Source organism: uncultured Tissierella sp. (assembly GCF_902479755.1).
GTDB lineage: Bacteria > Bacillota > Clostridia > Tissierellales > Tissierellaceae > Tissierella > Tissierella carlieri.
This window is the reverse complement of record NZ_CABSQO010000001.1, coordinates 52,922-75,938: the sequence shown is the minus strand read 5'-3', so window position 1 is coordinate 75,938 and position 23,017 is coordinate 52,922. Positions and strand designations below refer to the sequence as shown.

Sequence of the window (23,017 nt, the reverse complement as noted above, 5' to 3'; positions counted from 1 at the left end):
TAAATGAGACTAGCTATGTATATTATTATGTAATTATTTATATAGGGAAAAGGAGATTGAATATGACAGAATATTTTATAGGAATGCATTGTAGATTTGACGATATAAAGTATAAGAGAGATTACACATCGAGAATTTCAGGGATAGAGTTTTGTAATTTTAATGAGCAAAAAGAAATCCAAAGGGTGTTGGAGATAGCAAAAAAAGATAATTTCAAAATAGGAGTACATTTTCCTCTAAAAAAATCAAGCTATAAATATAGAGATCCATTATTACTATCTCTCGATAAAGATGAAGTTTTAGAAGCATTTAAAGCAGTTGAAAATGAGATTAAATATGCATCAGAGATAGGAGCGGAATATTTATTATTACATTTTCCGAAACCTATGGTAATAGATGAAAGACTTAACTGGGAGAAATGCAAATTTTCTCATAAAGATGAGACTATTGGAGAAAAGGGATATGGATTTGAAGAGTTTAAAAATCAATGCCAATATACATTTGAAAAATTATCTGAGTTATCTAAAAAGTATAAGATTCAAATAGTATTGGAAATAGAAATGCTCAATAAGTATTTGTATCAAGGAAAATTATTAAAAGATTTATTAGAAGCGTATCCAGACCTAAAACTATGTTTAGATAGTGCGAGGATTCATGTTCTAAGTAATATAGATTATAACTTTGATTATAATATTTTCATAAAAGAAATGGCTAAGTATACATATTTACTTCATATATCTAATATAAAGGTTACAGATGTAATAGAAAATGGTCATCATCCTGCATTAATGAAACTAAATGAACAAGATGGGTGGAGTAATATAGGAGAATTTTTAAACATTATATCTTCCGAAAATAAAGATGTAAAAGTATTATTTGAACATCGTTCAGATATTTTAACAGAGGATGAGCTAAATGAATGTTATGATTGGGTTATGAGTTATTTTTAGTCAGATAGAATAAGTTATGGATATCTTCTAATAAAAGATTGGCAGGCGTCTCTTTACTAGGTATGAGATACCCCTAGGAATGAATATTTCGATAGTTCCTTGGGATTTGTTTGATAGAAAGCAAGAAGTTACTAAATTGTAGATTATTTTAATTGGAGAGGTGAGAAGATGGATGATGTAAAACTGATATCTCCTTCAAAGGAGTATGAAAAAGAAGCATTTGAATATATACAAGAATTTTTAAAGTATAATTCAGAAATTAACGGGACAGGTGGACTTGATAGGTACGACGATTATGGTGAATGGTTACTAAAGATTGAAAAAGATTTGGATTTATCAAATATCCCAGAAGGAAGAGTACCTGCAAATACTTACTTTCTTATTAGGAAATCAGATAATAAGATTATTGGAATGATTAATATACGACATAAATTAAATGAGTTTCTTTTAGATGAAGGTGGCCATATAGGCTATTCTATTAGACCTGCTGAGAGAAAAAAAGGATATGCAACTATAATGTTAAAATTAGGCTTACAAAAATGTAGAGAGTTAAGTCTGAATAAAGTTTTAATTACCTGTAATAAAATAAATATGGCATCAGCTAAAGTTATTCAAAATAACAATGGAATATTGGAAAATGAAGTCTTTAGTGAAACTTTTTCTGAAATTATTCAGAGATATTGGATTGAATTATAAACTAAGTAAAACTTAATTAGAAGATATTAAGACAATAGATATTAATAAAATTATAAAAAGAAAGGTAGGTGGAAATCCTGATTTAATGGAAAACCTTTTATAGATCAGGATAACTATGAAAAATAAAATAATCGGTATGGTATTAGCTATTGTATTGATCAGTACGGCATTTACAGGATGCAAACAAAATAATGATACACTATCAAAAGCAGAAGACAATTCTGAACAGAAAATTCAAGTATATCCGGAACCATTAAACTATAACAGAGGAAAAATAACAGATATAAGTGAAATTTTTGATGAACAGAGAAATAGATATGATTTAAGGAGTTATGATGCATCTGATATGGACCTTACACGAATAGAATTAAGGAATTTTATATTCGATAGTCAAACCATATGGCCTGAAAAACTTCCTGTAAATTTTGATGTAGAAACTATTATAAAATATGGAAAGCAGCCAGGTCTAGGTATTGATTATCTGCATAAAGAAAATATTACTGGAAAAGGTGTGAACGTTGGCATAATAGATGGACGTTTGCTTGCAGATCATGAAGAATTCAAAGATAATATAGTGGTATATGAGGAAATATTTGATATGGATAGTCCTGCTCACTATCATGGAACCCCTATAACATCAATATTATGCGGAAAAGATGTAGGGGTAGCACCAGAGGCTAATATATATTATATTGCATATTTGGAAGAAGATACAGATTATGAAGAGGGATATGTACATTTAGCCAATGCCATAGAAAGAATGGTCGAAATAAATAAAGCTTTGCCAGAAGACAATAAAATTAAAGTATTGTCAATATCATCTGGTTGGGATCCAGAGAGTAAAAATGCAGAAGCAATTTATAATGCTATCGAAAAAGCTGAGGCAGAAAACATATTTGTTGTAACTGCACGACTTTATGAAACTCATAAGCTTTTTTTTAATGGTGTTAATAGAGAACCAATGTCTGATCCAGAAAAAATAGAATCATATTATTTAAAATACTATGTAGAAGGAGACGGTACAGCAGAGGATATATTGTTGACTCCTATGGATGCAAGATGGTTAGCTAGTCCAACTGGAAAAGATGAGTATGTAATGTACAGTAATGGCGCATGGAGTATGGTTATACCATATATCAGCGGATTATATACATTGGCATGTGAAGTAGATCCAGATATGACTCCAGAAAAATTTTGGGATATGGCTATATCCACTGGAGATAGTCTTGATGAAGATAAAAGGGATGATGCCAGTAAGGAAAAAAACATGAAAATAGTTAATCCAGTAAAATTAATTTCAGAGGTTAAATCAAAGAAATAGTGAAATTTTTTAGGAGCGGATTCAAGTCTATTTTAATAACTATGGAACACTGAGAACTATGAAATGTGGGAAGGAAAGGTATTTTTAGTTAAGAAAACGAGCAACAGCAGATGAGAACTTAATATTGGATTTATTATATAATATATTGAAGAAGAATTGATTTTCTATAAATCAAAATAGGGATAAAATAGGATATTCACTAGGGAGATAATATGGAGGAAAACATTTTTAACGATAAAAGCTTTATTGCTATGATAAATAATCTTATTGATAGAGTTAAAGCGATATTAGATGATAATTTATTATCAATAATTATCGTTGGATCAGTAGCTTTAGGAGACTATATCTATGGGAAAGGAGATATAGATTTTTTAGTAGTAACTGAGCGTGATTTATTATCTAATAATTGTGAAGAAATAATAAATTTACATGAAAGATTGAGGGCTGGAGAATTTGGACAATTTGGAATTCAATTAGAGGGAATGTATTGTCCTTTACCTATGCTGAAAGAACCGGAAGAATATATAGGTTTGGGTTATTATATAGGTACGGGCAGAAATGGATGGAAGAAGATATCAACATCTGTTATGTCTAAGGTAGACCATCTTACTTTAAGCAAATATGGCAAAATTGTTTATGGAAAAGATATTAATGAACAAATATTTAGACCTTCTCATGATGAATTAAAAAAAGAAATACTTAAAGAGATTGGAAATAATATTAAGTATTCAAAAGATATTGAGGATATTTATTTCTCATTACATTTGCTATATTTAGGGACAAGAAGTCTATATACATTTATAAATAATGATATTTTATCCAAAGGGAAATCTTGTGATTGGTTTATGAAAGAGTTCCCTGATTCATCATGGATACCATTTATTAAATATACTTCTCAATATAGATATCCATTTGATGAAATAGAAAAGAAGCAAGTTAATGAAGATTATATAATCAAAAATGCACCATTGTTTTTAGAGCATATATATTCAATGATTAAAGATTAAAGATAAAGAATATATCTAGATAGGATAAATTATATTAACCTTAATTTACTGGAAGAATCAGAATGTGAACTTCTAGAAGAATTTATCTGGTCAGATGTAGTGGAAAATGGTTCTGAGATAAATTCGGCACAAAAATGCAAGTATTGGATAGCAAAAGTGGATGGATAATATACGTTTGTGTGTTAGTTCAAGCATGTAATAAATACTCAGACATTGTGCGAAATTAATATAAAGGAGGAACATATTTAATGAATATCGGGGTATTATTATCGGGATGTGGAGTTGGTGATGGCAGTCAAATAGAAGAAGTAATATTGACATATCTAGCCTTAGATAAATATGGAATTGACTATATATGTCTTGCTCAAGATAAAAATCAGTATCATACTTTTGATCATCTTAATGAGAAAATTGAAGAAAGTGAGAATAGAAATGTTTTGATGGAGTCAGCACGTATTGGGAGAGGAAGAATTAAAGCATTAGATAATATTAGTATAGATGAATTAGATGGATTGATATTACCAGGAGGATTAGGAGTATTTAAAAATTTATCAAACTATGTATTAGAAAAAGAGAACTTTTCAATAGATAAAGATGTAGATAAATTAATAAAAGACATATATTTATCAAAAAAACCCATTGCAGCAATGTGTGGTGCAACAGTCTTAATAGCAAAAAGTTTGGGGAATGAAGCTAAACAACTAGAGCTTTGTACCAGTAATAATGCTCATAGAAATATATTAGAAATGAATAATGTAATTGTAAAAGAAGTTAATTCTACAGAAGCATATGTAGATATACAAAATAGAATAGTAACAACTCCTGCGTTTCTAGGAACACAAAATTTATATGAAATAAAGATAGGCATAGATAGAATGGTAAAGGAGTTCATAGAATTAATAGATTAGAATTTAGAAATAGTAGGAGAGAGACAAATGAAATATGGGAAAATAATAGGCAAGGGTAATACAGCAACTGCATATGAATTGGAAGAGGATAAGGTACTTAAACTTTTCAATCAAGGATATCCGAAAGAATCAGTAGAGAAAGAGTTTAATAATGCAAGAGTAATAAGCAATATGGGTTTTATAAAACCAAAAGCACATGAGATTGTTTTTTTGGAAGAGCGAATAGGTATTATCTATGACAAAATAGAAGGTGAATCTCTACTTGATTGGGTTATGAGAACAGGTGATGTACAAAGTTGTGCTGTATATATGGCAAACTTACATAAGGAAATCCTTCAAAATAACATCAGTAATGTACCAAGTTACAAGGAGTTTTTAAAATATAATATAGTAAAAGCTTTATCAGGAAATCCAAATAAACAAAAAGAAGCATTAGACATGCTAGACAAATTGAAGGATGGTAATACTCTATGTCATGGTGACTTCCACCCTGGTAATATATTTATATCTGATGGACAAGCAATGGTGATAGATTTCATGAATGTATGCCATGGAGACTTCTTATATGATATAGCAAGAACTGTATTTCTTGTGGAATACACACCTGTGCCAGCAGAAGTAAAAGAAAGAGAAATGCTTTTACAGCTTAAGAAAACACTGGCAGATTTATACCTTATAGAAATGAATGTTACAAGAGAAGCGGTACAAGATTATCTATTAGTAATTATTATGGCTAGAGCAGGGGAATGCCCTAATGAATAGCTAAATATGGGATAAAAATATAGGAGTTATTAAATGTTGTACAGTTAAGATAGTAGATAATCTAATAAAATCGCATAAATAATAATAGCAGGAGGGTCTAACGATGAAATATAGAAAAATTGAGATTGATGGCAGCTATACTGATGAAAAATTAGAGTTAGTTTTAATGCAAATTGCGAGATGGCATAATCTAACACCAAAGCTATGGAGACCAGATTATAAAGCTTCAACAGCAGATATAGAGGAAACGGTGCAAAGAATTTTAAACACAAAAAAAGAAGAATTATTTCTTGCCATTGCAGAAGATGAACAGGGGGATATGCAAGGATTCATATGGGCATATAAACAAGAAGAACCTAAAGGTACTGTTATGATTCTATCCTTGTACGTTACAGAAAGTTACAGGGGTCATGGGATAGCCACAAACCTAAAAATGTTATTAGAGGAATGGTGCCGACTTGAGGGAATTAAAGCGATACAAACAACAGTTCATTATAGAAATAGCAATATGCTGGCACTAAATCAGAAACTTGGATATATCCCAGGGATGGTGTATATGACTAAAAACTTAGTACAGAATGACTAAGAGGAGGAAGAGAGATATAGACATTAATAGAATAGAAGAATTAGCATTTAAAACGATGGGAAAAAGAAAATCTCATTCTAAGAGAGAAAAAGGATATGTTTATTATCATGGATTGAGAACAGCAAAATTAGCAATAGAAATTAGAAAAATAGTAGGACAAATCGATAATTCAAAGGATAATATCATATATGTAGCATCACTTTTTCATGATATAGCTAAAGGAATAGAACCACATAATGAAAATGGCAGTATCTTAGTTCAACAAGTATTGAAAGACAAATGCTCATATGAAGAACTAATGGAGATTGCTGAAATAATTAGATGTCATAATTTAAGAAGCAGTAATGAAGATTGGTCTAAACAGATAAGAATAGTACAAGATGCAGATATGATAGATCATATGGGGACTATGGAAGTATGGTTGAACTTTATATATCAAGCATATGATGAAAAAAGTGTTGATACATCAATTGAATTTTATAATGATAAAGAATTTGAATATTATCTTAAGGATTGCAGAAGAAAACTGAATTACGATATATCTAAAAAGATATTTGATGACAGAGCAGAATTTATACATGAATTTATTCAAAGGCTAAGTATAGAGGGGAAAGGTGGAATTTTTAATAAGGACTTATTAAGTAGATAAATAAAAACATATATTTACTAGAAGAATCAGAGCATGAACTTTTGGAAGAATTTATCTGGTCAGATTTGGTGGACAAGGATTGCGAAATAAATTCAGCACAAAAATGTAAATATTGAGTAGCAAGAGTGAAAAAGTAATATATATTTATATATGGAGGTCAATGATGAACATAATATTTAAAAATGCAACAGCTGTTGATATTGATAAAGTATTTGAATTAAATAAAAATCTTATTAAGAAATATGAAACTAATTTGAATTTTGATTTTGAAAAGATTTTTATTTGGGTTAAGAACAAGATAGAATATAATATAGAGAACTACCAATGTATTTACTTTGAAGGAATTAAAGTAGGTTATTATTACTTGCATGATGAAGATGGAAGTCTTGAACTTGATGATTTCTTTATTTTTGATGAATTTCAAGGTAGAGGTATTGGAACAGAAGTTTTAAAACATGTTGCCTTAATTGCAGGAGAAAAAAATAAAGATGTATTTTTATATGTATTTGTAAATAATCAAGGAGCTATTAACTTATATCATAGAAATGGATATAAAATTGTAAAGAACATTGCTGATAGCAGATATATAATGAGTACATAAATAAAATAATGTTTTTACGGAATAATCATTCAAAAAACATCTATAAAGAGGTGATAATCATTTTTTACTATATAACCGGAATTATCGTTATAGCTACAATATCTATAATTATTTCAAGCACTCATCTAGTTAAAATAGAACATACAGAAATACAGAAAAAAGTACCTTCTAATTTTAGATTCATTCATATATCTGACATTCATAATAAAGTAAATTTTATTAATGGCAGGATTAGTAGCATTATAAATTCTACTAATCCTGATTTTGTAGTGGTTACGGGAGATTATTCAAATACTCAAAAAAAGTTGCCTAGAGTAATAGAAGAACTGGGAGTTATAAAACATCCTGTATTTATGGTACTAGGAAATTATGAGAGAGAAGAACAGAAGAGTTTTCTTAGAAAAAGAAAGATATCGCTAGACAAACTAATTAATGAAATTAACAAGTACAATAATCTAAAGTTATTGATTAATGAGAACTCAACCTTAATAATAGGAGAAACAGAAATCTTAATATATGGCTTTGATAATTCTATATATGGAAACGAAGACTATGATATTGAGATTGAGAAAATAGATAACGATTATAAAATAATACTAGCTCACTCACCAAATATAATTAATACATTAGAGTCTAAAGAAATAAGCTATGATCATATTCTTGTAGGACATACACATGGAAGACAAATAAATATACCAATTTTATATAAAACTCTATATGATGGATTTCATATTGGATGCAAGAAGAACGATAATGATCAATATTTTTCCATAAGTAGGGGGTTGGGTACTGTGAGAATACCATTAAGAATTAGAAGTATTCCTGTGATTGATGTATATGATGTAGTGAGTGGATAGTAAGGAGTAAATTTATTAGTGACACTAGATAGGAAGGAGATATTTGATGGATACTGCTTTTATCGATGCTTTAAAACGATGCGACATAGAAAGTATAAAAAAAATTCCTAAAGGTGATCTTCATAATCATGCACCAAGAGGTGGAAATGTACGCTTTATTGAAAAGTGGGCAGGAGTTCAAATTCCTCGATTAAATCAAAAATTTTTAGATCTTGGGGATATGCAGAGATGGTATGAGAAAAACATTAGATGTCATTGTCAGGGGATAGATGGTTATGAAGTTCGAATTAAGGGTGCATTTCAGCAGGCAAAAGATGATGGAGTTACTAAGCTTATTTTGAGTTTTGGGTTAGGGGAAGAAGCACTTTATGGTTCTTTACCAAACTTTATAAAGGCTATTTCAAGTATTCATAAAGAAACTGCACCAGAAATTGAATTTGTTCCTGAGTTGGCTTTTGATAGAGGAAGTAATGTAAATTCTATATTGAATTTATGTCATGAATATTTCAGTATGAATTTCTATAAATCAATTGATATTTGTGGAAATGAATTTGCGCAATCAATAGCAAATTTCAAACCATTATATCGTTTAGCAAAATCATATGGTATAAAGCTTCGTGCCCATGTAGGAGAGTTTGGCGATGCAGATTCTGTTAGAGAAGCAGTGGAAGTATTAGAACTAGATGAGGTACAGCATGGGATATCTGCGGCAAATTGTAAAGATACTGTTCGTTGGTTATCCGACAATCATATTATCCTAAATATCTGTCCAGCCAGTAATATTATTCTCAGTAGAACTGATGATTACAAAACTCACCCTATACGTACTTTATTTGATGGTGGAGTAAAGGTAACAATCAATACTGATGATATGTTAATTTTTGATGTGAGTATATCTCAAATGTTTTTAGACTTTTATAAAGCTAATATTTTTACTGTAGATGAATTAAATGATATTCGAAAAAATGGACTTACATAATAGAAAATTATCTATGATTTTCAATATTATATCAATATCAAAGTTAAGTTATTATTTTTAATAATATAGGCACTGTAATTAAGGATAATAATGTAGTTATAGACACTAGAACAGCTGCATATTCCTTCTCCTTATCAAAACTCTCTGCAAATATTGAAGTCATAGCTGAAGCAGGCATAGCAGTCATAATAATTACTGTATTTATAGCCTTTGATGTGTCTCCTACTAATAGTGATATAGAGTATATAATTATGGGAATAATTGCCAATTTAGTAGTTATTCCATAATATATTGTCCAATCCTTTAAATGCTTTCTTATTTTAACATTTGAGAGTATAGCCCCAATAATAATCATAGACAAAGGGCCAGTAATATTTCCTATGCTTTTCATACTGGATGATATGGCACTAGGCAATTGAATATTAAATACCATGATTATAATACCTATAAAGACTGCTATAATTGATGGGTTTAAAAGAACCTTTTCTATTTCTACCTTTAATTCCTTCCTTTCAAAATTACCTTTGAATAATATAAGTCCGTATGTCCACACAAATATTACAAAGAACATATTAAATATAGATCCATATATAACACCTTCTGCACCATATATAGAATTGAGTATTGGGAAACCAACGTAACCTGTATTAGTAAATACATTAGCAAAATGCAATATTGTTTTCTTATCATTCTTTACTGGCAATAGGAGTAAGTATGAGATAGCTATCATTATTATATAGGCTATTAGGCTATAATAAAATGTCTTTATAACATTAGATTTAATAGTATCGTCATATGTAAAAATAAAAGATGCAGCGATCATGAAAGGTAATGCTATCTGTATAAGTATATCTGTTAATCCTTTATTCATTTCTGAAGTGATAATTTTTTTCTTACTCCCATAAACACCGACTAAAATCATAATAAATAGAGAAAAGACACTGTCTATTATAGCTGATATTTTCAAAGGAATTCCCCCTTTTATTTAGGTATTAATCATGTTATGTTGAATGAATATTTTTGTTACAAAATGACCTGCTAAGTAGAAGAAGACATATCTAATATAGATGGCACTTAATTTAAAATGCAGGTATTTTTGAACTATTCAAATTTATTTTCCTGGAAAAGAAGGAATATGAGGAAATTTGCAGAATAAGTAATATAGAAGAATCAATTTATGAAGAGTTCACTACGGAAAAATTTACAGGAGGAGTAGTATGGAAAGCTGTTTGATAATCGATGGACATAATTTATTGTTTCGTATGTTTTATGGTATACCAGGAAGTATCAGAAACTCTAAAGGGAATGAAATCAAAGGAGTTGTTGGATTTATAAGTGGACTTATTAAGTATATTAATGAATTTTCCCCTAATAGTATAATGATTGTGTTTGATACTGAGACAAGCACAATAAACAAGTGCAATGATTACAGTGACTATAAAAGCAATCGAATAAACTATCTAGATGTACCAGATAATGAAAATCCATTTACACAACTACCATATATATTTGAAGTTTTAAACTATCTAGAGATGCCCTACAAAGAAATAAAAGAATACGAAGCAGATGATTATATTGCTTCTTTTTGTGAGAAGTATAGTAATAGATATAGATGTATAATTGTTTCTACAGACCAAGATTTTTTTCAACTAGCTAATGATAATATATCTGTGTTTAACCCAAGTGGAAAACAGGGTATGATGTATACTTCTCAGAAAATATATGAAAAGCTTGGAGTATATCCACAGCAAATAGTTGAGTATAAATCATTAATTGGAGACAAAAGTGATAATATAACAGGTATTAGAGGAATAGGTCCCAAAACAGCACAAAAAATATTGAGTATTGGGAGTATAAGTGAGATATTAGAAAAAGGTTTGATGGATGGTAAATTGTATGATGCTTTGAAGGAAAATGAACCCATAATTAATAGAAATATTAATCTTATAGCTATGAAAAGAGATATACCAATTGATTTTGAAGTTAATAAATGGAGAAATAAAGTAGTAAATGTTAATTTAAATGTAATGAACGTTATAAAAGCTAGTGGAGCTTATTGATAGATAAGATTAAAAGAATTTAGGGGGGAATATGCTAAACATAGATTTAAATGAATTAAAAGATAAATTAAAGCCAATTATTGGAATTGTTGATTCAATTGAACCAATTGGTAATCATAATTTACAAAGACATCTGGTTTATAAGTTGTCATGTGGTAGCAAAAAATATGTAATTAAGCTTTATTACAAAAAGAATAGGTGGAATAGAGAGGTTGCAAGTCTAAAGCTTTTTGCAAATACAGAAGGTTTAGTTCCCAAGATTGTTGATTATGGTATATTTGACAATGGGTTAGAATGGCTAGTATATGATTTTATTGAAGGGGAGCTGTTGACTCAAGTACATGAGAAATTATCATTGGATAATTTAAAGGATATCTATTATGAAATGGGGAGGCAGTTAGGTATAATTCATTGTCATAAAGAATTTGATTTTTTTGGAAGCATGGATGGGAATGGCAGGAGTATTCAAGGTTTTGTTACATATAGAAAGTACTTTGAAGACTTAATGAATAGAATATTGCCGGAGTTGTATTCCTTTGAGCATCAAAATTTAACACTGCTAAAAGAAGCAGAGAATCGGTTGAAATCAATGTATAGTATATTAGATGAAGTAAGTAAAGCAACTGTGTGTCATAATGATTTTAGTCCTAGAAATATATTAGTCAGCGAAATAGATGATAAGTATTACTTAAAAGCTATAATAGATTTTGAACAAAGTATACCGATTGATATAGATAAAGAATTAGTTCAAGTTTATTTACCACTTATTGAAAATGATAAAGTATTGGCAGAGAGATTTAAATCTGGTTATGAGGAATTTGGTAGAATTAATCTTAGTAAATTAGATTTAAAAAGAGATTTTTATAATTTACATATGGGGTTAGGGATTTGTGCATGGGCTAAAGAAGTTAATTATGAATATTATTTAGAAGGAATGAAAATCTTAGAAGAAACTGTGAATAGGTTGATGGATTGTAAATAAATAATCTAAAGAGGAGAGTTATCAATGCAAGAGAGCGTAAAATTAAAAACTATTGATGAATATATCGGGACATGTTCAGAAGAAATTCAACCTAAACTTAGAAAGCTTAGGCAGATTATTCTAGATGTATCACCAGAATTGACAGAGAAGATTAGTTGGAATATGCCTACTTTTTATTTCAAGGGAAATGTAATCCATTTTGCAGCACATAAAAGACATATCGGTCTATATTGTGGAGCAGAAACAGTTAAAGTCTTTAGTAACATACTTCACAGTTATAAGACTTCCAATGGTACAATCCAAATATCTAATGATAGGGAATTAGATATAGATCTGATTCAAAATATTGTAAGGTTTAATATTGAAGGAAATAGAAATAAATAGATTTGCGTTAACAGTAGACTTTAGAAGTATAAAACTGGTATATACATGACTACAGGATAGGAATTAATCTAGCTGAAAGATTGATAGAATACCTTAGCAAATTGCACTTAAATTACTATAATACTTAGGTTTTTTCCATTACAATATTTATTTTAATGGAAAAAGATGGTTAGGAGATAAAATTAGAGAAATAAATGACTTCATATAATAAGATATTTTATAAATAGATATTATTATCTCTAGAAAAATAATTAGGAGGTCTTGGGATGAGTAGTGAAATAAAAATTTTCAGTGGTAGTTCAAGTAGGAATTTTGCTCAGAGTATATGTGATTATATAGGAGTTGAACTTGGCAAGTCTGAAGTAATTACATTTTCAGAAGGCAATACATTTGTTAGGATTGGAGAAACTGTGAGAGATAAGGATGTATATCTTGTACAATCTATAGGGTTAAATCCAAACGATGAATTTGTTGAGATATTATTTTGGATGGATGCATTTAAAAGAGCAAGTGCAAGTTCAGTAACAGCTATAATGCCATATTTCAGTTACGCAAAAGGAGATAAAAAAGATGAGCCTAGAGTATCCATAAGGGCAAGGGTATGTGCAGAATCGATAGAACTAGCTGGAGCAGATAGGATAGTTACAATGGATTTACATAGTCCACAGATACAGGGCTTTTTCAAGAAACCAGTTGATAACTTAATAGCACTACCAGTACTATGTGAATATATAAAGAATATGGATATTGATAATTATGTTATAGTTTCTCCTGATGCAGGTTATGCAAAACAAGCAAGAGAGTTTTCACGCCATCTTGGTGTTTCTACAGTAATAGGAGATAAGACTAGAAAGGCTCATGATGAAAAAGCCAAGGTACTGGAGCTCATTGGAGATGTTAAAGATAAAAATGCAATAATAGTTGATGATTTTAGCATAAGTGGAGGAACGTTAGTAGAATTAGCAGGATTTCTTAAAGAAAGAGGTGCTAAGAAAATATTTGCATGTTTATCTCATATATTACTCAATTCAAAAGGAGTAGAAAAAATTGAAAATAGTCCAATAGAAAAGGTTATAAGTACAGATACAGTTATAAACCCATATGTTCAAGATTCTAGCAAAGTTGAAATTGTGTCAGTTGCACCTCTTTTTGCAGAGGCTATTATAAGGATTCATAATAGAGATTCTCTTAGTATATTATTTGAAAAGCTGCCAGAAAGAGTTATTAGGGCATTAGATTTAAAGAAATAAAGAGAAAATATTATTTTATTGATAAGGAGATAATCTATGGAATTAGGTAATATTTATGAAAATACGGCATGGCTTTATGATTATGACAATAGAGATAATTTGACAGATGATATACCTTTTTATAAAGAATATGCGTTAAAATCAGGTGGAGAAGTGCTAGAATTAGGATGTGGTACTGGAAGGGTGGCTTTGAAATTAGCAGAAGCTGGATTTAAGATAACAGGACTGGACTTATCAGATACTATGCTAGAAATTTTCAATAGGAAACTAAAAGAAAGTTCTTATAAAAATAATATTGCTTTAGTAAAAGGAAATATGGCTAAGTTTAATTTAAGAAAAAAGTTTAAACTGATTATTGCTCCTTTTAGAGCATTCCAAGTACTAACTGAAGAGAAGGATATAATAAGTAGTTTAAATTGTATTAAAGAACATTTGTCAGATAAGGGATTTTTTATATTAAATGTATTTAGACCATATAAAGAATTAGATGAAGCTTGGTGCTATGATGAAGTAGTGCAATGGGAAACCATTGATAATAGCTGTGGATATAGAATTGTAAAGAAACACTGGGGTGATAAAATCGATACAGTAAATCAGATTATCTATCCTCATTATGCCTTTGAAATTACAGAGAGTAATGGAAATATGAAAAGATTAGAAGAACATTTAAAATTAAAATATTATTACTATGACCAAATTACTAAATATTTAACAGATGCTGGATTTTCTATAGAGGAAGAATATGGCTGGTATGATAAGAGTGATATTAAAAGTGGGAGAGAATTAATTTTTGTATGCAAGAAGATATAAAATCATATATCAAGCAAGGAATATCTTGAATTAGTTCAAGAACTATTAAAGTTTGTTATGGATATTTACATAGGGAGGTAATAAATAATGAAAACGTTGGAAACTGAAAGAACTATTCTTAGAACATGGAAAATAGATGATATAGATGATTTTTATGAATATGCAAAAAATCCTAATATAGGTCCAAGTGCAGGATGGGAGCCCCATGAGAACCAAGATGTCTCAATGAAAATACTACAATTATTTATAGAAAAAGACGAAGTATGGGCAATTGAATATAAAGCTAATAATAAGGTAATAGGCTCAGTAGGAGCTCATATTGATGAAAAAAGACGAAGTGTTAATGGGAAGATGATTGGATATGTACTTTCAGAGGATTACTGGGGGCAGGGAATTATGGGTGAAGTTGTAAAAGAAGTAGTAAGACACTTATTTGATGAAGAGAATTGTGACATAATTTCTTGCTATCATTACCCTTTCAATAGCCAATCTAAAAGAGTAATTGAAAAAAGTGGATTTCAATATGAGGGGACTTTGAGGTTTGCTAGTAAAATATATGATGGAAGGATTTATGATGATGTTTGTTATTCTATAACGAGAGAAGAGTATTTAGATAGAAAACAAAAATAGACTAATGAAAGAGATTTGTCATTTATAAACTATATAAAATTGTTATAGAAATGATGATGTAGGAGGGAAAAAGGATTGAAAATAAAAGGATTAAGAAAAGCAGTTATGATATTTACTGTTATTGCTATGGCAATGACTATTATTAGTATAAGTTTTAATTCTTTATTAACTATGTATTTATCATATAAATTAAATAATGAAATAGGTAAAGTAAGCTCCATAGGAATCATAGGTGGTGCTGATGGACCAACAGCTATCTATTTGACAAGCCAATCGCATCCATATCTTTTTACTGTTATATTTTTATTGCTTTCAATAGTTGGAGTTTTATATTTGTTTTTTACTAGAAAAGTAATTAAATAGCTATGAGCGCAATTCATTTATTTTAAATCATATAAGCAAAGACTATGGGATACTAAGGAGAGATTTACTTTGAAGAAACTAGAAACTGCAATTAGATTGAGAGAGGAAAGAAAATTAAAAGAATCGAATGAAATTTTAATAAATCTTGTAAAGGAATATCCAAATGATGCAATGGTCAATTATCAATGTGCTTGGAGTTTTGATGTTTTAGGTCTAGAAATAAATGCAGTACCGTATTATGAAAAAGCTATTTTAATTGGGTTAGATGATGAGGATTTACAAAGTGCTTTTTTAGGATTAGGTAGCACATATAGAACATTAGGACAATATGAAAAGTCAAAAGAAGTTTTTGAAAAAGCTTTATTTAAGTTTCCAGAGAATAGAGCTATAAAGGTTTTTTATGCAATGACCTTATATAACTTAAAGGAACACTCTAAAGCAATGGAAATTTTACTATGTAATTTAACCCAAACATCTTTAGATGGAAATATAAAGAAGTATAAAAAAGCAATAGAATTTTATTCTGATAAGTTGGATAGGATATGGTAATTTATATAATTTCAAATAATCAGTTTTAAAATAGGAAAAGAAAATGATATATCATGTAGGGGAGATTAAATATGAAAAAAACAGAACATAATTCAGTGGGAATTATGTGGAAAAATTATTTAGAAACAATTGGTGAATCCATTTCTAAGACTAAGAAAGAATATGTATCATGGCATTTCGAGATAACAGAAGGTGCAGCAAACAAATTAGCAAAATTAGTTTTGGAAGGTAAGAAGAAAGCTACGGCGTCTTCATTATGGGTGTATGAATATGAGGGAGAACCTATACCAAATGAAGGCGATTACAGTATAATAACGGATTGGGATGGTGTCGCAGTATGTATTATTCAGACAAAACGTGTTGAAATAATACCATTCAACTTAATTACAGGAGAGCATGCAAGAAAAGAAGGCGAAGGAGACTTAAGTCTTGAATATTGGAGAAAAGTCCATGAAGAGTTTTTTACTGAGGAATGTAATACTATTGATAAAGAATTTACGGAAGGCATGCCAGTTATTTTTGAAGAATTTGAGGTAGTTTATATTTAGTTAAAGATAAGTATAAAAAATGAAAATTATACTAAGAAGAAGAGGAACTATGTATGAAAAAACTAATTATTATTAATGGGGTACCAGGGGTGGGAAAGACTACTATCTGTAGAGAGCTTTATAAATCAATTTCCAACTCAGTATGGTTAGATGGTGATTGGTGTTGGATGATGAACCCTTTTGTAGTCAATGAAGAGAATAAGAAGATGGTTGAAGATAATATTAACTTCTTATTAAGAAGCTACTTGAATAATTCCTCTTATAAATATGTTATTTTTAATTGGGTAATAGGCAACGAAAAGATATTTGAAACAATACTAAGTAAATTAGATGATCTAGAATTCCAACTTTATAAAATATCATTGATATCTTCTCCTAAAACTCTTAAAGAAAGAATGCTAGAAGATGGAAGAACGGAAGAACAAATAGAAAATAGCATTAATAGACTAAAATTTTATGAAGATATGGATACGTTTAAAATAGATATAACAAACATGAGTGTAAGAAATGTAGTCAGTAAAATTTTGGAGATGATAAAATAATGGAAAATTTAGATATAGCTATTGAACGAATTACTAAAAGTAATTATCATATGTTTGATGATATGGTATATTGGAGGACAAATGGATGTGAAAGGACTGGGGAGGAAAGAGATAAGAATAAAGATATAATCTTCGAGGATGCATTTTCGGAGCTTGATCATCAGGGGTTTTATGTTTTTGCTGCTCGTCATGAAGGACGTTTCGTAGGATGGATAATGTTAATATATATACCTAAACTAGGTAAGTGGAATAAAGGTGTAATTTTTGTCGAGGAATTGTGGACAGCCCCTGAATTTAGAAGAAAAGGAATTGCGATGAAGCTTATGGGAAAAGCATTTGAAGTTCAATATGAAACAGGAGCTATTAAAGTTAGACTCTATACAGATAATATGTCAGCACAAAAATTATATGAAAAATGTGGTCTCAGAGTAGCAAATAAGGCAGTATTTATGGAATCAAAGGATAACTAGAAAAACATATACCTTTCATTAAGAAATTGAGAAGGTATAGGATATGACAAACTTAAAAAGGTAGGGAGTTATAGTATGATAAAGGTGAATTTTCATGATTTAAATACAATAGAAGATGCTAAACTGCAATTTGCAGTTATTATGGCAAGGTGCGAAGGGAAATGGATATTTGTAAGACATAAGGAGAGACTGACTTGGGAAATTCCAGGTGGACACAGAGAAAGAAATGAGGATATTAATTTTACGGCATCAAGAGAACTAATGGAAGAAACTGGAGCACAGGAATTTAAAATTATTCCAGTTTGTATATATTCGGTAAATAGAGATGAAATTGAATCCTTTGGGCAATTATTTTATTCTGAAGTAGAGAGTCTTGATGAATTACCAAATTCTGAAATAGGTGAGATTAGGCTATTTGACACCATACCTCAAGACTTAACCTATCCATTGATTCAGCCATATTTATTTAATAGAATAGAGGAGTTTTGTAAGAAATAGGGAGAAGATAATGCAAAACTATAAACTGTATAATAGGTAAAAAATCAAGAAGTATAATGGTTTAATAGATAATAAGAGAATAAATTGATTTAGGGGATGTTGATCTATGAAGGTTGTTATAATATATGGAAATGGTAGAAAGGGTAGCACATATAACTGTGTTCAGATAATAAAAAGAACTATAGGGCAATATGAAGATGTTAAATTTGAAGAGATATGGCTACCAAAGGATTTCCCAGAACTTTGTTGTGGATGCTTTAATTGCATTCTTAAGGGAGAACTCTTCTGTCCCCATAGTGAGTATGTATATCCCATAGTTAACTCTATTATTGAAGCAGATGGGATTATTATGGCATCACCAGCATATGGACTAGATGTATCTGGAGCAATGAAAACTTTGATAGATCATTTATGTTTTATGTGGATGCCTCATAGACCTCATAATGAAGTGTTTTCAAAGATAGGGTTTGTAGTTTCAACTGCAGCAGGAAGTGGCATGAAAAGGACAAATAAAACTATGAAGCTAGCTTTGAACTACATGGGTTTTAAGCGTGTATATGACTTTGGTAGTGCTGTTGCTGCATCTAGATGGGAAGACGTAAAAGGAAGTAAGAAACTGATTATTGAAAAAAAGCTTATCAAAAAATCTCACAAATATTATCAATCTCTAGTTGATAGGAAGAAGTTGAAATCTAGATTATCTACTAGATTGACTTTTATAGTAATGAGGAAGATGATATCTGGATATCAAGATGGAAATATTGATAAAGAGTATTGGAAAAGTATGGGCTGGTTTGATAACATTAAGCCAGTGTAGTTAGTGTTAGTATTATAAATGGTACTTTTTAAGGATTTCAATAGGTTATATTTGAATTTATAGTAGTAAGATAATACGATATGAATAAAATAATTTACTGGAGGAATAAAATGCTTCAAGATGATTTTTTATTAAAGCCATCAAAATATGTTATTGATAATTGGATATTAAATTTATTACCTGAGTATGATATATATTTTTTAAAAGAGTTGCCTAGTGATTTAGATTTAAATTTATGCTTACCAATGCCGGTGAATGAGTATTTTGATCACCCTGTTTATTCTCAATTAGAATATGTAAATGCTTATGAACTTTGGAGGATATCAAATAAAGCTAATTATGCCATTATAGATTTCAGTAATTGGTTTGATGATTTATCAAGAGCTAATCAAAAGCAGGTGTTACTTAATCAATATGAATTAAATAGAGGATTAGTTGTTTCTTTAGATTGGTTTTATATAGATAATAAACTTTTAGAAAATAATCTAATTAAAAATAAGGTAGTTATGAACAGAAATTTATGGGAGAGCTTATCTTATCAAGATAAGGAACGATTTATATATCATTATGCACAGGATTGGGAAGACTGGAATTGCAAAACAGTTAGTAATGAAATAGATATGGATATAGATTTAATCAGCATAGTTAATACCTTTACAATTAAAGAAGGAATCAATTGTTTAAGCACTGTATTATATTGTTTAACTCATCAAGAAAATATATTAAAACAATGGGTTCATGAAAAAACATTTTTAATAGCTTTAGAACAACTGGGATATAAAGAAACCAGAGATAACAAAATTGAAAGAAATACAGTAATTGTTTTTAAGGATGATGAAAAGATAATTCATGCTGCTTATATAGTATCAGAAGGCTTAGCAATTAATAAAAGTGGTCAATCTAAATTTAATCCCATAAAACTAGTAGATATAGATATATTGATAAAAGAGTGGAATCCATTAGATTATGTAATCTATAGAAGATAAAAGGTATATTGAATACTGGAGGGAATTACATGAAGGAAATTGAACATTGGTATGACGAAAAGTATGATGAATGGGAAAGGCTTGAGCGACATAAAATTGAATTTGACATTACTAGAAGATATATGGATGAATATATAATTGGAGAGAATTTAGATATATTTGATATTGGCGGTGGTCCTGGTAGATATTCTATATATTTGGCAGAAAGAGGACATAGGGTATCATTACTTGATTTATCAAAGCATAATATTGAAGTTGCGAAAGAAAAATCAGCAGAAAGAGGTATTTCACTAGAAGCTTATATACATGGAAATGCGCTAGAGCTACATAAGCATGAAGGTGCATATGATATTGTGCTATTAATGGGACCTTTATATCATTTGATTGAAGAATCAGATAGAAAGGCTGTTGTTAAGGAAGCAGTAAGATTATTGAAATCAAATGGAATTATATTTGCATCATTTATATCTAATTATGCACCTATACAAGATTATCTTAAAGGATTATGTCCAATAGAAAATATAGACGACATATTGATATACTTGGATAATGGTGAAAACCAAGGAGATAAAGGGTTTACAATAGCTTACTTCACTGACTATAAAGAGGCGAGGGATTTGATGAATAGCTTTGGACTAAGAGAAATAACATTCGCTGGTGTAGAGAATATCCTAGGATCTAAAGAAAAAGAGATTAATATGTTAGAAGAAAGTGAGTATAGAAAGTGGTTGGAAATTTGTTATCAGTTGAGTCGGGATGAAAATCTTATGGGTACTAGTGAACATTTCTTATATATTGGAAGAAAAAATGGATAAAGAGAAAACTACCTTTTGTAGGTAGTTTTAAGTATGGGAGTTATTAAGTAAAGAGGAGTGTTGGAGGAACCTTTTTTATTTTTCTTTACAATGATTATTATATTCCATAAATGTAAAAACAAAGTTATTCTAATGTTAAATGTATATGAAGATTTTCATGTTTAAGGGGTATGAGAAAGCCACCATGGAACTTGGGTGACTTTCAATATGATTAACTCTCCGATAAAGAAAAGAGTTGGTTTATTTTGATGTGTTTTTTAATAAATCCAAAGCTGACTGTGGTACATAGAATTTTCCATCTATTAAAACAGCTATTTCACCATTTAGGCTTATATCTTTATCATTTAATTTTGCTATACTTTGATTTGCTTTTATAACTAAGGTTTTTCCATTTTCATTTAAAGTTAATACATTACCATCTAATTTAGCACCTGTTCTATTTGTTACATCTACGAACAACTTTTGTGTAGCCTTTTCTAAATCAAGATTCATAGCATTAGCTATAAACTTAGCAACATCTGTATTTTCATTGACTCCAATGAGTGGTGTTTTATCAACTTTTTTTGGTGCGTAGATATATACAGGTACGTCTTCGCCAGTATGACCGCCAGTCGTATAACCAATATAAGCTTTTTGATTCATTATTTTTATAAGATTGGAAGATGTTGGATCATTTTTGAACTGTGTAATTAAATCATTTACCTTTGCATTATTATAAGTATCTCTATCTTTTGAAGTAATATCAGCTGGCGTATAGCCATCGGGGTTAATTCCATAAGCCTTTAGAACCTCGGAAATATTAGATTTGTCTTCTTTAAGTAATGACATAGCTCCTTCAGCAGTTTTTGTTGCTCCCTTTAAAGGAGATAAAATACTAAATGGTGCAGAGTCATATCCAATTAAGTCATAACTGCCTATAGAAATACCGCTATTTCCATGATCTGTTACTGCGATAACTATTGTATTTCCATCTTTTTTAGCAAAGTCTAAAGCCACTTTAAAGGCTTCGTCAAATGCTAAAACATCAGAAATAATACCTATGGTATCATTAGCATGAGCTGCCCAGTCTATTTTACTACCTTCTACCATTAAAAAGAATCCGTTTTTATTTTTATTAAGAACATCAATTGCTTTTTCTGTCATTTCTGATAGAGAAGGTTCTTCATCTATTTTTCTATCAATATCATAAGATAGGTTACTTGTTCCTCCAGTAATACTAGAAAAATTTCCCCAAAGTTTTTTTGCGTTTGATTTTTGCATTTCAGTTTTGTTACTTGCTATCTCGAATCCATTTGACTTTGCTATTGCTAGAATATCTAATTCTTTAGTATCTACCTTAGATGCTCCTGTACCTAGTAATACATCAATATCTTGATTTAAAATCTGCTCTGCAATTGTAGCGTAATTACTACGCTTCATTTCGTGGGAGCTAAATGCTGCTGGAGTAGCATGCATAAACTCAGATGTTGCAATGAGTCCTACAGCTTTTCCTTCCAGTTGTGCTGCTTCAAGTATAGTAGCCTTTGGTGTTTTATTTGCATCAATGCCTAAGGAACCATTGAGTGATTTATGACCTATTGCGTAGGCTGTTCCAGCAGGAGCTGAATCAGTGATAGGACCATGAGCCCATGTAGTAGTTATAAGTCCCGTAGCATATTGATCCATAACTAATTTATTAGACCCATCTTCGTTTCCATTGAGCATGTATCTGGCAATGGCTGTAGCTGATACACTCATGCCGTCAGGTATAAGTAGAATTACATTCTTAACATTGCTAGAACTTGAGTTAATAGCTGCTGAACTTATATTGGATAAGTTCAAAGACAACAACATTGCAATTAGTATAAATACTGCAATAAATTTGATTTGTAACTTTTTCATTAATTATCTCCTCCTAAAATTTGATTTACCAAAGATAATTCAATTTAATCCTTATCCTCTTGGATTCTAACATGTATCATTATAATTTATAAATGTAAAGATAAGGTTAGTCTAGT

The 23,017-nt window shown here is 29.8% G+C and carries 28 protein-coding genes; 26 read left to right on the top strand and 2 right to left on the bottom strand.

Going from position 1 to position 23,017, the window contains the following annotated elements; all coding sequences use genetic code 11:
• Nucleotides 1-62: 62 nt before the first annotated feature.
• The 11 genes from RDK80_RS00400 to RDK80_RS00350 all read left to right on the top strand — a co-directional run bounded on the left by RDK80_RS00400 (nt 63) and on the right by RDK80_RS00350 (nt 9,316).
• Nucleotides 63-950: a TIM barrel protein gene (locus RDK80_RS00400; protein WP_094899761.1), complete on the top strand. Its 888-nt coding sequence runs from the start codon at nt 63-65 to the stop codon at nt 948-950.
• 168 nt (nt 951-1,118) lie between these two features.
• Nucleotides 1,119-1,646, top strand: a complete 528-nt coding sequence (locus RDK80_RS00395; RefSeq protein WP_308523119.1) for a GNAT family N-acetyltransferase — start codon at nt 1,119-1,121, stop codon at nt 1,644-1,646.
• 115 nt (nt 1,647-1,761) lie between these two features.
• On the top strand, nt 1,762-2,967 hold the full coding sequence (locus RDK80_RS00390; protein ID WP_308523118.1) for a S8 family serine peptidase: 1,206 nt from the start codon (nt 1,762-1,764) through the stop codon (nt 2,965-2,967).
• A 212-nt stretch (nt 2,968-3,179) separates the two neighbouring features.
• A complete protein-coding gene (locus RDK80_RS00385) occupies nt 3,180-3,974 on the top strand; it encodes a nucleotidyltransferase domain-containing protein (RefSeq protein WP_308523117.1) in 795 nt (264 codons plus the stop codon).
• A 248-nt stretch (nt 3,975-4,222) separates the two neighbouring features.
• Entirely contained in the window at nt 4,223-4,882 is a 660-nt protein-coding gene (gene elbB, locus RDK80_RS00380; RefSeq protein ID WP_094899766.1) for an isoprenoid biosynthesis glyoxalase ElbB, read from the top strand.
• Between the two features lie 27 nt (nt 4,883-4,909).
• Entirely contained in the window at nt 4,910-5,644 is a 735-nt protein-coding gene (locus RDK80_RS00375) for an aminoglycoside phosphotransferase family protein (protein WP_308523116.1), read from the top strand.
• 103 nt (nt 5,645-5,747) lie between these two features.
• Entirely contained in the window at nt 5,748-6,230 is a 483-nt protein-coding gene (locus tag RDK80_RS00370; protein WP_308523115.1) for a GNAT family N-acetyltransferase, read from the top strand.
• Nucleotides 6,223-6,879, top strand: coding sequence for an HD domain-containing protein (locus tag RDK80_RS00365; protein ID WP_094899770.1), 657 nt, complete (start codon nt 6,223-6,225; stop codon nt 6,877-6,879). The genes RDK80_RS00370 and RDK80_RS00365 overlap by 8 nt, the downstream gene beginning before the upstream one ends.
• Before the next feature lie 163 nt (nt 6,880-7,042).
• Nucleotides 7,043-7,480, top strand: coding sequence for a GNAT family N-acetyltransferase (locus RDK80_RS00360; RefSeq protein ID WP_308523114.1), 438 nt, complete (start codon nt 7,043-7,045; stop codon nt 7,478-7,480).
• A gap of 8 nt (nt 7,481-7,488) precedes the next feature.
• The gene (locus tag RDK80_RS00355; protein WP_308523113.1) at nt 7,489-8,337 is read left to right on the top strand and encodes a metallophosphoesterase; all 849 of its coding nucleotides are present in this window, start codon (nt 7,489-7,491) and stop codon (nt 8,335-8,337) included.
• A 46-nt stretch (nt 8,338-8,383) separates the two neighbouring features.
• Complete coding sequence (locus RDK80_RS00350; protein WP_308523112.1) at nt 8,384-9,316, top strand: hypothetical protein; 933 nt, start codon at nt 8,384-8,386, stop codon at nt 9,314-9,316.
• A 43-nt stretch (nt 9,317-9,359) separates the two neighbouring features.
• Here RDK80_RS00350 and RDK80_RS00345 read toward each other — a convergent pair whose 3' ends face one another.
• Nucleotides 9,360-10,283 (bottom strand): AEC family transporter, encoded by a 924-nt coding sequence (locus RDK80_RS00345; RefSeq protein ID WP_308523111.1) that lies wholly within the window; start codon nt 10,281-10,283, stop codon nt 9,360-9,362.
• 250 nt (nt 10,284-10,533) lie between these two features.
• Between RDK80_RS00345 and RDK80_RS00340 the strand changes: the two genes are divergently transcribed.
• From RDK80_RS00340 to RDK80_RS00270, 15 genes are all read left to right on the top strand, one after another.
• Nucleotides 10,534-11,376 (top strand): 5'-3' exonuclease, encoded by an 843-nt coding sequence (locus RDK80_RS00340; protein ID WP_308523110.1) that lies wholly within the window; start codon nt 10,534-10,536, stop codon nt 11,374-11,376.
• Between the two features lie 31 nt (nt 11,377-11,407).
• Nucleotides 11,408-12,358 carry an aminoglycoside phosphotransferase family protein gene (locus tag RDK80_RS00335; RefSeq protein WP_308523109.1) on the top strand — a complete coding sequence of 317 codons (951 nt, stop codon included), beginning with the start codon at nt 11,408-11,410 and terminating at the stop codon, nt 12,356-12,358.
• Nucleotides 12,359-12,382: 24 nt separating this feature from the next.
• Nucleotides 12,383-12,742 (top strand): DUF1801 domain-containing protein, encoded by a 360-nt coding sequence (locus RDK80_RS00330; RefSeq protein WP_308523108.1) that lies wholly within the window; start codon nt 12,383-12,385, stop codon nt 12,740-12,742.
• Between the two features lie 266 nt (nt 12,743-13,008).
• On the top strand, nt 13,009-13,992 hold the full coding sequence (locus tag RDK80_RS00325) for a ribose-phosphate diphosphokinase (RefSeq protein ID WP_308523107.1): 984 nt from the start codon (nt 13,009-13,011) through the stop codon (nt 13,990-13,992).
• Nucleotides 13,993-14,028: 36 nt separating this feature from the next.
• On the top strand, nt 14,029-14,802 hold the full coding sequence (locus tag RDK80_RS00320; protein WP_308523106.1) for a class I SAM-dependent methyltransferase: 774 nt from the start codon (nt 14,029-14,031) through the stop codon (nt 14,800-14,802).
• 87 nt (nt 14,803-14,889) lie between these two features.
• Nucleotides 14,890-15,432, top strand: coding sequence for a GNAT family protein (locus tag RDK80_RS00315; protein WP_308523105.1), 543 nt, complete (start codon nt 14,890-14,892; stop codon nt 15,430-15,432).
• Between the two features lie 75 nt (nt 15,433-15,507).
• On the top strand, nt 15,508-15,795 hold the full coding sequence (locus tag RDK80_RS00310) for a sodium ion-translocating decarboxylase subunit beta (RefSeq protein WP_308523104.1): 288 nt from the start codon (nt 15,508-15,510) through the stop codon (nt 15,793-15,795).
• Between the two features lie 69 nt (nt 15,796-15,864).
• Nucleotides 15,865-16,344, top strand: a complete 480-nt coding sequence (locus RDK80_RS00305) for a tetratricopeptide repeat protein (protein ID WP_308523103.1) — start codon at nt 15,865-15,867, stop codon at nt 16,342-16,344.
• Nucleotides 16,345-16,415: 71 nt separating this feature from the next.
• A complete protein-coding gene (locus tag RDK80_RS00300) occupies nt 16,416-16,892 on the top strand; it encodes an ASCH domain-containing protein (protein ID WP_308523102.1) in 477 nt (158 codons plus the stop codon).
• Between the two features lie 53 nt (nt 16,893-16,945).
• Nucleotides 16,946-17,434, top strand: a complete 489-nt coding sequence (locus RDK80_RS00295; protein WP_094899784.1) for an AAA family ATPase — start codon at nt 16,946-16,948, stop codon at nt 17,432-17,434.
• Nucleotides 17,434-17,904: a GNAT family N-acetyltransferase gene (locus RDK80_RS00290; protein ID WP_094899785.1), complete on the top strand. Its 471-nt coding sequence runs from the start codon at nt 17,434-17,436 to the stop codon at nt 17,902-17,904. The genes RDK80_RS00295 and RDK80_RS00290 overlap by 1 nt, the downstream gene beginning before the upstream one ends.
• Before the next feature lie 75 nt (nt 17,905-17,979).
• Nucleotides 17,980-18,402, top strand: coding sequence for an NUDIX domain-containing protein (locus RDK80_RS00285; RefSeq protein ID WP_094899786.1), 423 nt, complete (start codon nt 17,980-17,982; stop codon nt 18,400-18,402).
• Nucleotides 18,403-18,508: 106 nt separating this feature from the next.
• Nucleotides 18,509-19,219, top strand: coding sequence for a flavodoxin family protein (locus tag RDK80_RS00280; protein ID WP_094899787.1), 711 nt, complete (start codon nt 18,509-18,511; stop codon nt 19,217-19,219).
• A 110-nt stretch (nt 19,220-19,329) separates the two neighbouring features.
• Nucleotides 19,330-20,205 (top strand): hypothetical protein, encoded by an 876-nt coding sequence (locus RDK80_RS00275; RefSeq protein ID WP_308523101.1) that lies wholly within the window; start codon nt 19,330-19,332, stop codon nt 20,203-20,205.
• Nucleotides 20,206-20,234: 29 nt separating this feature from the next.
• Nucleotides 20,235-21,020, top strand: a complete 786-nt coding sequence (locus RDK80_RS00270; RefSeq protein WP_308523100.1) for a class I SAM-dependent methyltransferase — start codon at nt 20,235-20,237, stop codon at nt 21,018-21,020.
• 240 nt (nt 21,021-21,260) lie between these two features.
• Here RDK80_RS00270 and RDK80_RS00265 read toward each other — a convergent pair whose 3' ends face one another.
• Nucleotides 21,261-22,901: an alkaline phosphatase gene (locus RDK80_RS00265; protein ID WP_308523099.1), complete on the bottom strand. Its 1,641-nt coding sequence runs from the start codon at nt 22,899-22,901 to the stop codon at nt 21,261-21,263.
• Between the last annotated feature and the right edge of the window lie 116 nt (nt 22,902-23,017).

What these genes read in the sequence shown, in the direction of transcription:
- RDK80_RS00265 (WP_308523099.1), bottom strand. Translation starts at nt 22,901, where the DNA reads ATGAAAAAGTTACAAATCAAATTTATTGCAGTATTTATACTAATTGCA.
- RDK80_RS00400 (WP_094899761.1), top strand. Translation starts at nt 63, where the DNA reads ATGACAGAATATTTTATAGGAATGCATTGTAGATTTGACGATATAAAG.
- RDK80_RS00335 (WP_308523109.1), top strand. Translation starts at nt 11,408, where the DNA reads ATGCTAAACATAGATTTAAATGAATTAAAAGATAAATTAAAGCCAATT.
- elbB (WP_094899766.1), top strand. Translation starts at nt 4,223, where the DNA reads ATGAATATCGGGGTATTATTATCGGGATGTGGAGTTGGTGATGGCAGT.
- RDK80_RS00290 (WP_094899785.1), top strand. Translation starts at nt 17,434, where the DNA reads ATGGAAAATTTAGATATAGCTATTGAACGAATTACTAAAAGTAATTAT.
- RDK80_RS00295 (WP_094899784.1), top strand. Translation starts at nt 16,946, where the DNA reads ATGAAAAAACTAATTATTATTAATGGGGTACCAGGGGTGGGAAAGACT.
- RDK80_RS00275 (WP_308523101.1), top strand. Translation starts at nt 19,330, where the DNA reads ATGCTTCAAGATGATTTTTTATTAAAGCCATCAAAATATGTTATTGAT.
- RDK80_RS00395 (WP_308523119.1), top strand. Translation starts at nt 1,119, where the DNA reads ATGGATGATGTAAAACTGATATCTCCTTCAAAGGAGTATGAAAAAGAA.
- RDK80_RS00285 (WP_094899786.1), top strand. Translation starts at nt 17,980, where the DNA reads ATGATAAAGGTGAATTTTCATGATTTAAATACAATAGAAGATGCTAAA.
- RDK80_RS00390 (WP_308523118.1), top strand. Translation starts at nt 1,762, where the DNA reads ATGAAAAATAAAATAATCGGTATGGTATTAGCTATTGTATTGATCAGT.
- RDK80_RS00365 (WP_094899770.1), top strand. Translation starts at nt 6,223, where the DNA reads ATGACTAAGAGGAGGAAGAGAGATATAGACATTAATAGAATAGAAGAA.
- RDK80_RS00320 (WP_308523106.1), top strand. Translation starts at nt 14,029, where the DNA reads ATGGAATTAGGTAATATTTATGAAAATACGGCATGGCTTTATGATTAT.
- RDK80_RS00375 (WP_308523116.1), top strand. Translation starts at nt 4,910, where the DNA reads ATGAAATATGGGAAAATAATAGGCAAGGGTAATACAGCAACTGCATAT.
- RDK80_RS00355 (WP_308523113.1), top strand. Translation starts at nt 7,489, where the DNA reads ATGTTTTTACGGAATAATCATTCAAAAAACATCTATAAAGAGGTGATA.
- RDK80_RS00300 (WP_308523102.1), top strand. Translation starts at nt 16,416, where the DNA reads ATGAAAAAAACAGAACATAATTCAGTGGGAATTATGTGGAAAAATTAT.
- RDK80_RS00330 (WP_308523108.1), top strand. Translation starts at nt 12,383, where the DNA reads ATGCAAGAGAGCGTAAAATTAAAAACTATTGATGAATATATCGGGACA.
- RDK80_RS00315 (WP_308523105.1), top strand. Translation starts at nt 14,890, where the DNA reads ATGAAAACGTTGGAAACTGAAAGAACTATTCTTAGAACATGGAAAATA.
- RDK80_RS00350 (WP_308523112.1), top strand. Translation starts at nt 8,384, where the DNA reads ATGGATACTGCTTTTATCGATGCTTTAAAACGATGCGACATAGAAAGT.
- RDK80_RS00385 (WP_308523117.1), top strand. Translation starts at nt 3,180, where the DNA reads ATGGAGGAAAACATTTTTAACGATAAAAGCTTTATTGCTATGATAAAT.
- RDK80_RS00370 (WP_308523115.1), top strand. Translation starts at nt 5,748, where the DNA reads ATGAAATATAGAAAAATTGAGATTGATGGCAGCTATACTGATGAAAAA.
- RDK80_RS00340 (WP_308523110.1), top strand. Translation starts at nt 10,534, where the DNA reads ATGGAAAGCTGTTTGATAATCGATGGACATAATTTATTGTTTCGTATG.
- RDK80_RS00280 (WP_094899787.1), top strand. Translation starts at nt 18,509, where the DNA reads ATGAAGGTTGTTATAATATATGGAAATGGTAGAAAGGGTAGCACATAT.
- RDK80_RS00325 (WP_308523107.1), top strand. Translation starts at nt 13,009, where the DNA reads ATGAGTAGTGAAATAAAAATTTTCAGTGGTAGTTCAAGTAGGAATTTT.
- RDK80_RS00360 (WP_308523114.1), top strand. Translation starts at nt 7,043, where the DNA reads ATGAACATAATATTTAAAAATGCAACAGCTGTTGATATTGATAAAGTA.
- RDK80_RS00270 (WP_308523100.1), top strand. Translation starts at nt 20,235, where the DNA reads ATGAAGGAAATTGAACATTGGTATGACGAAAAGTATGATGAATGGGAA.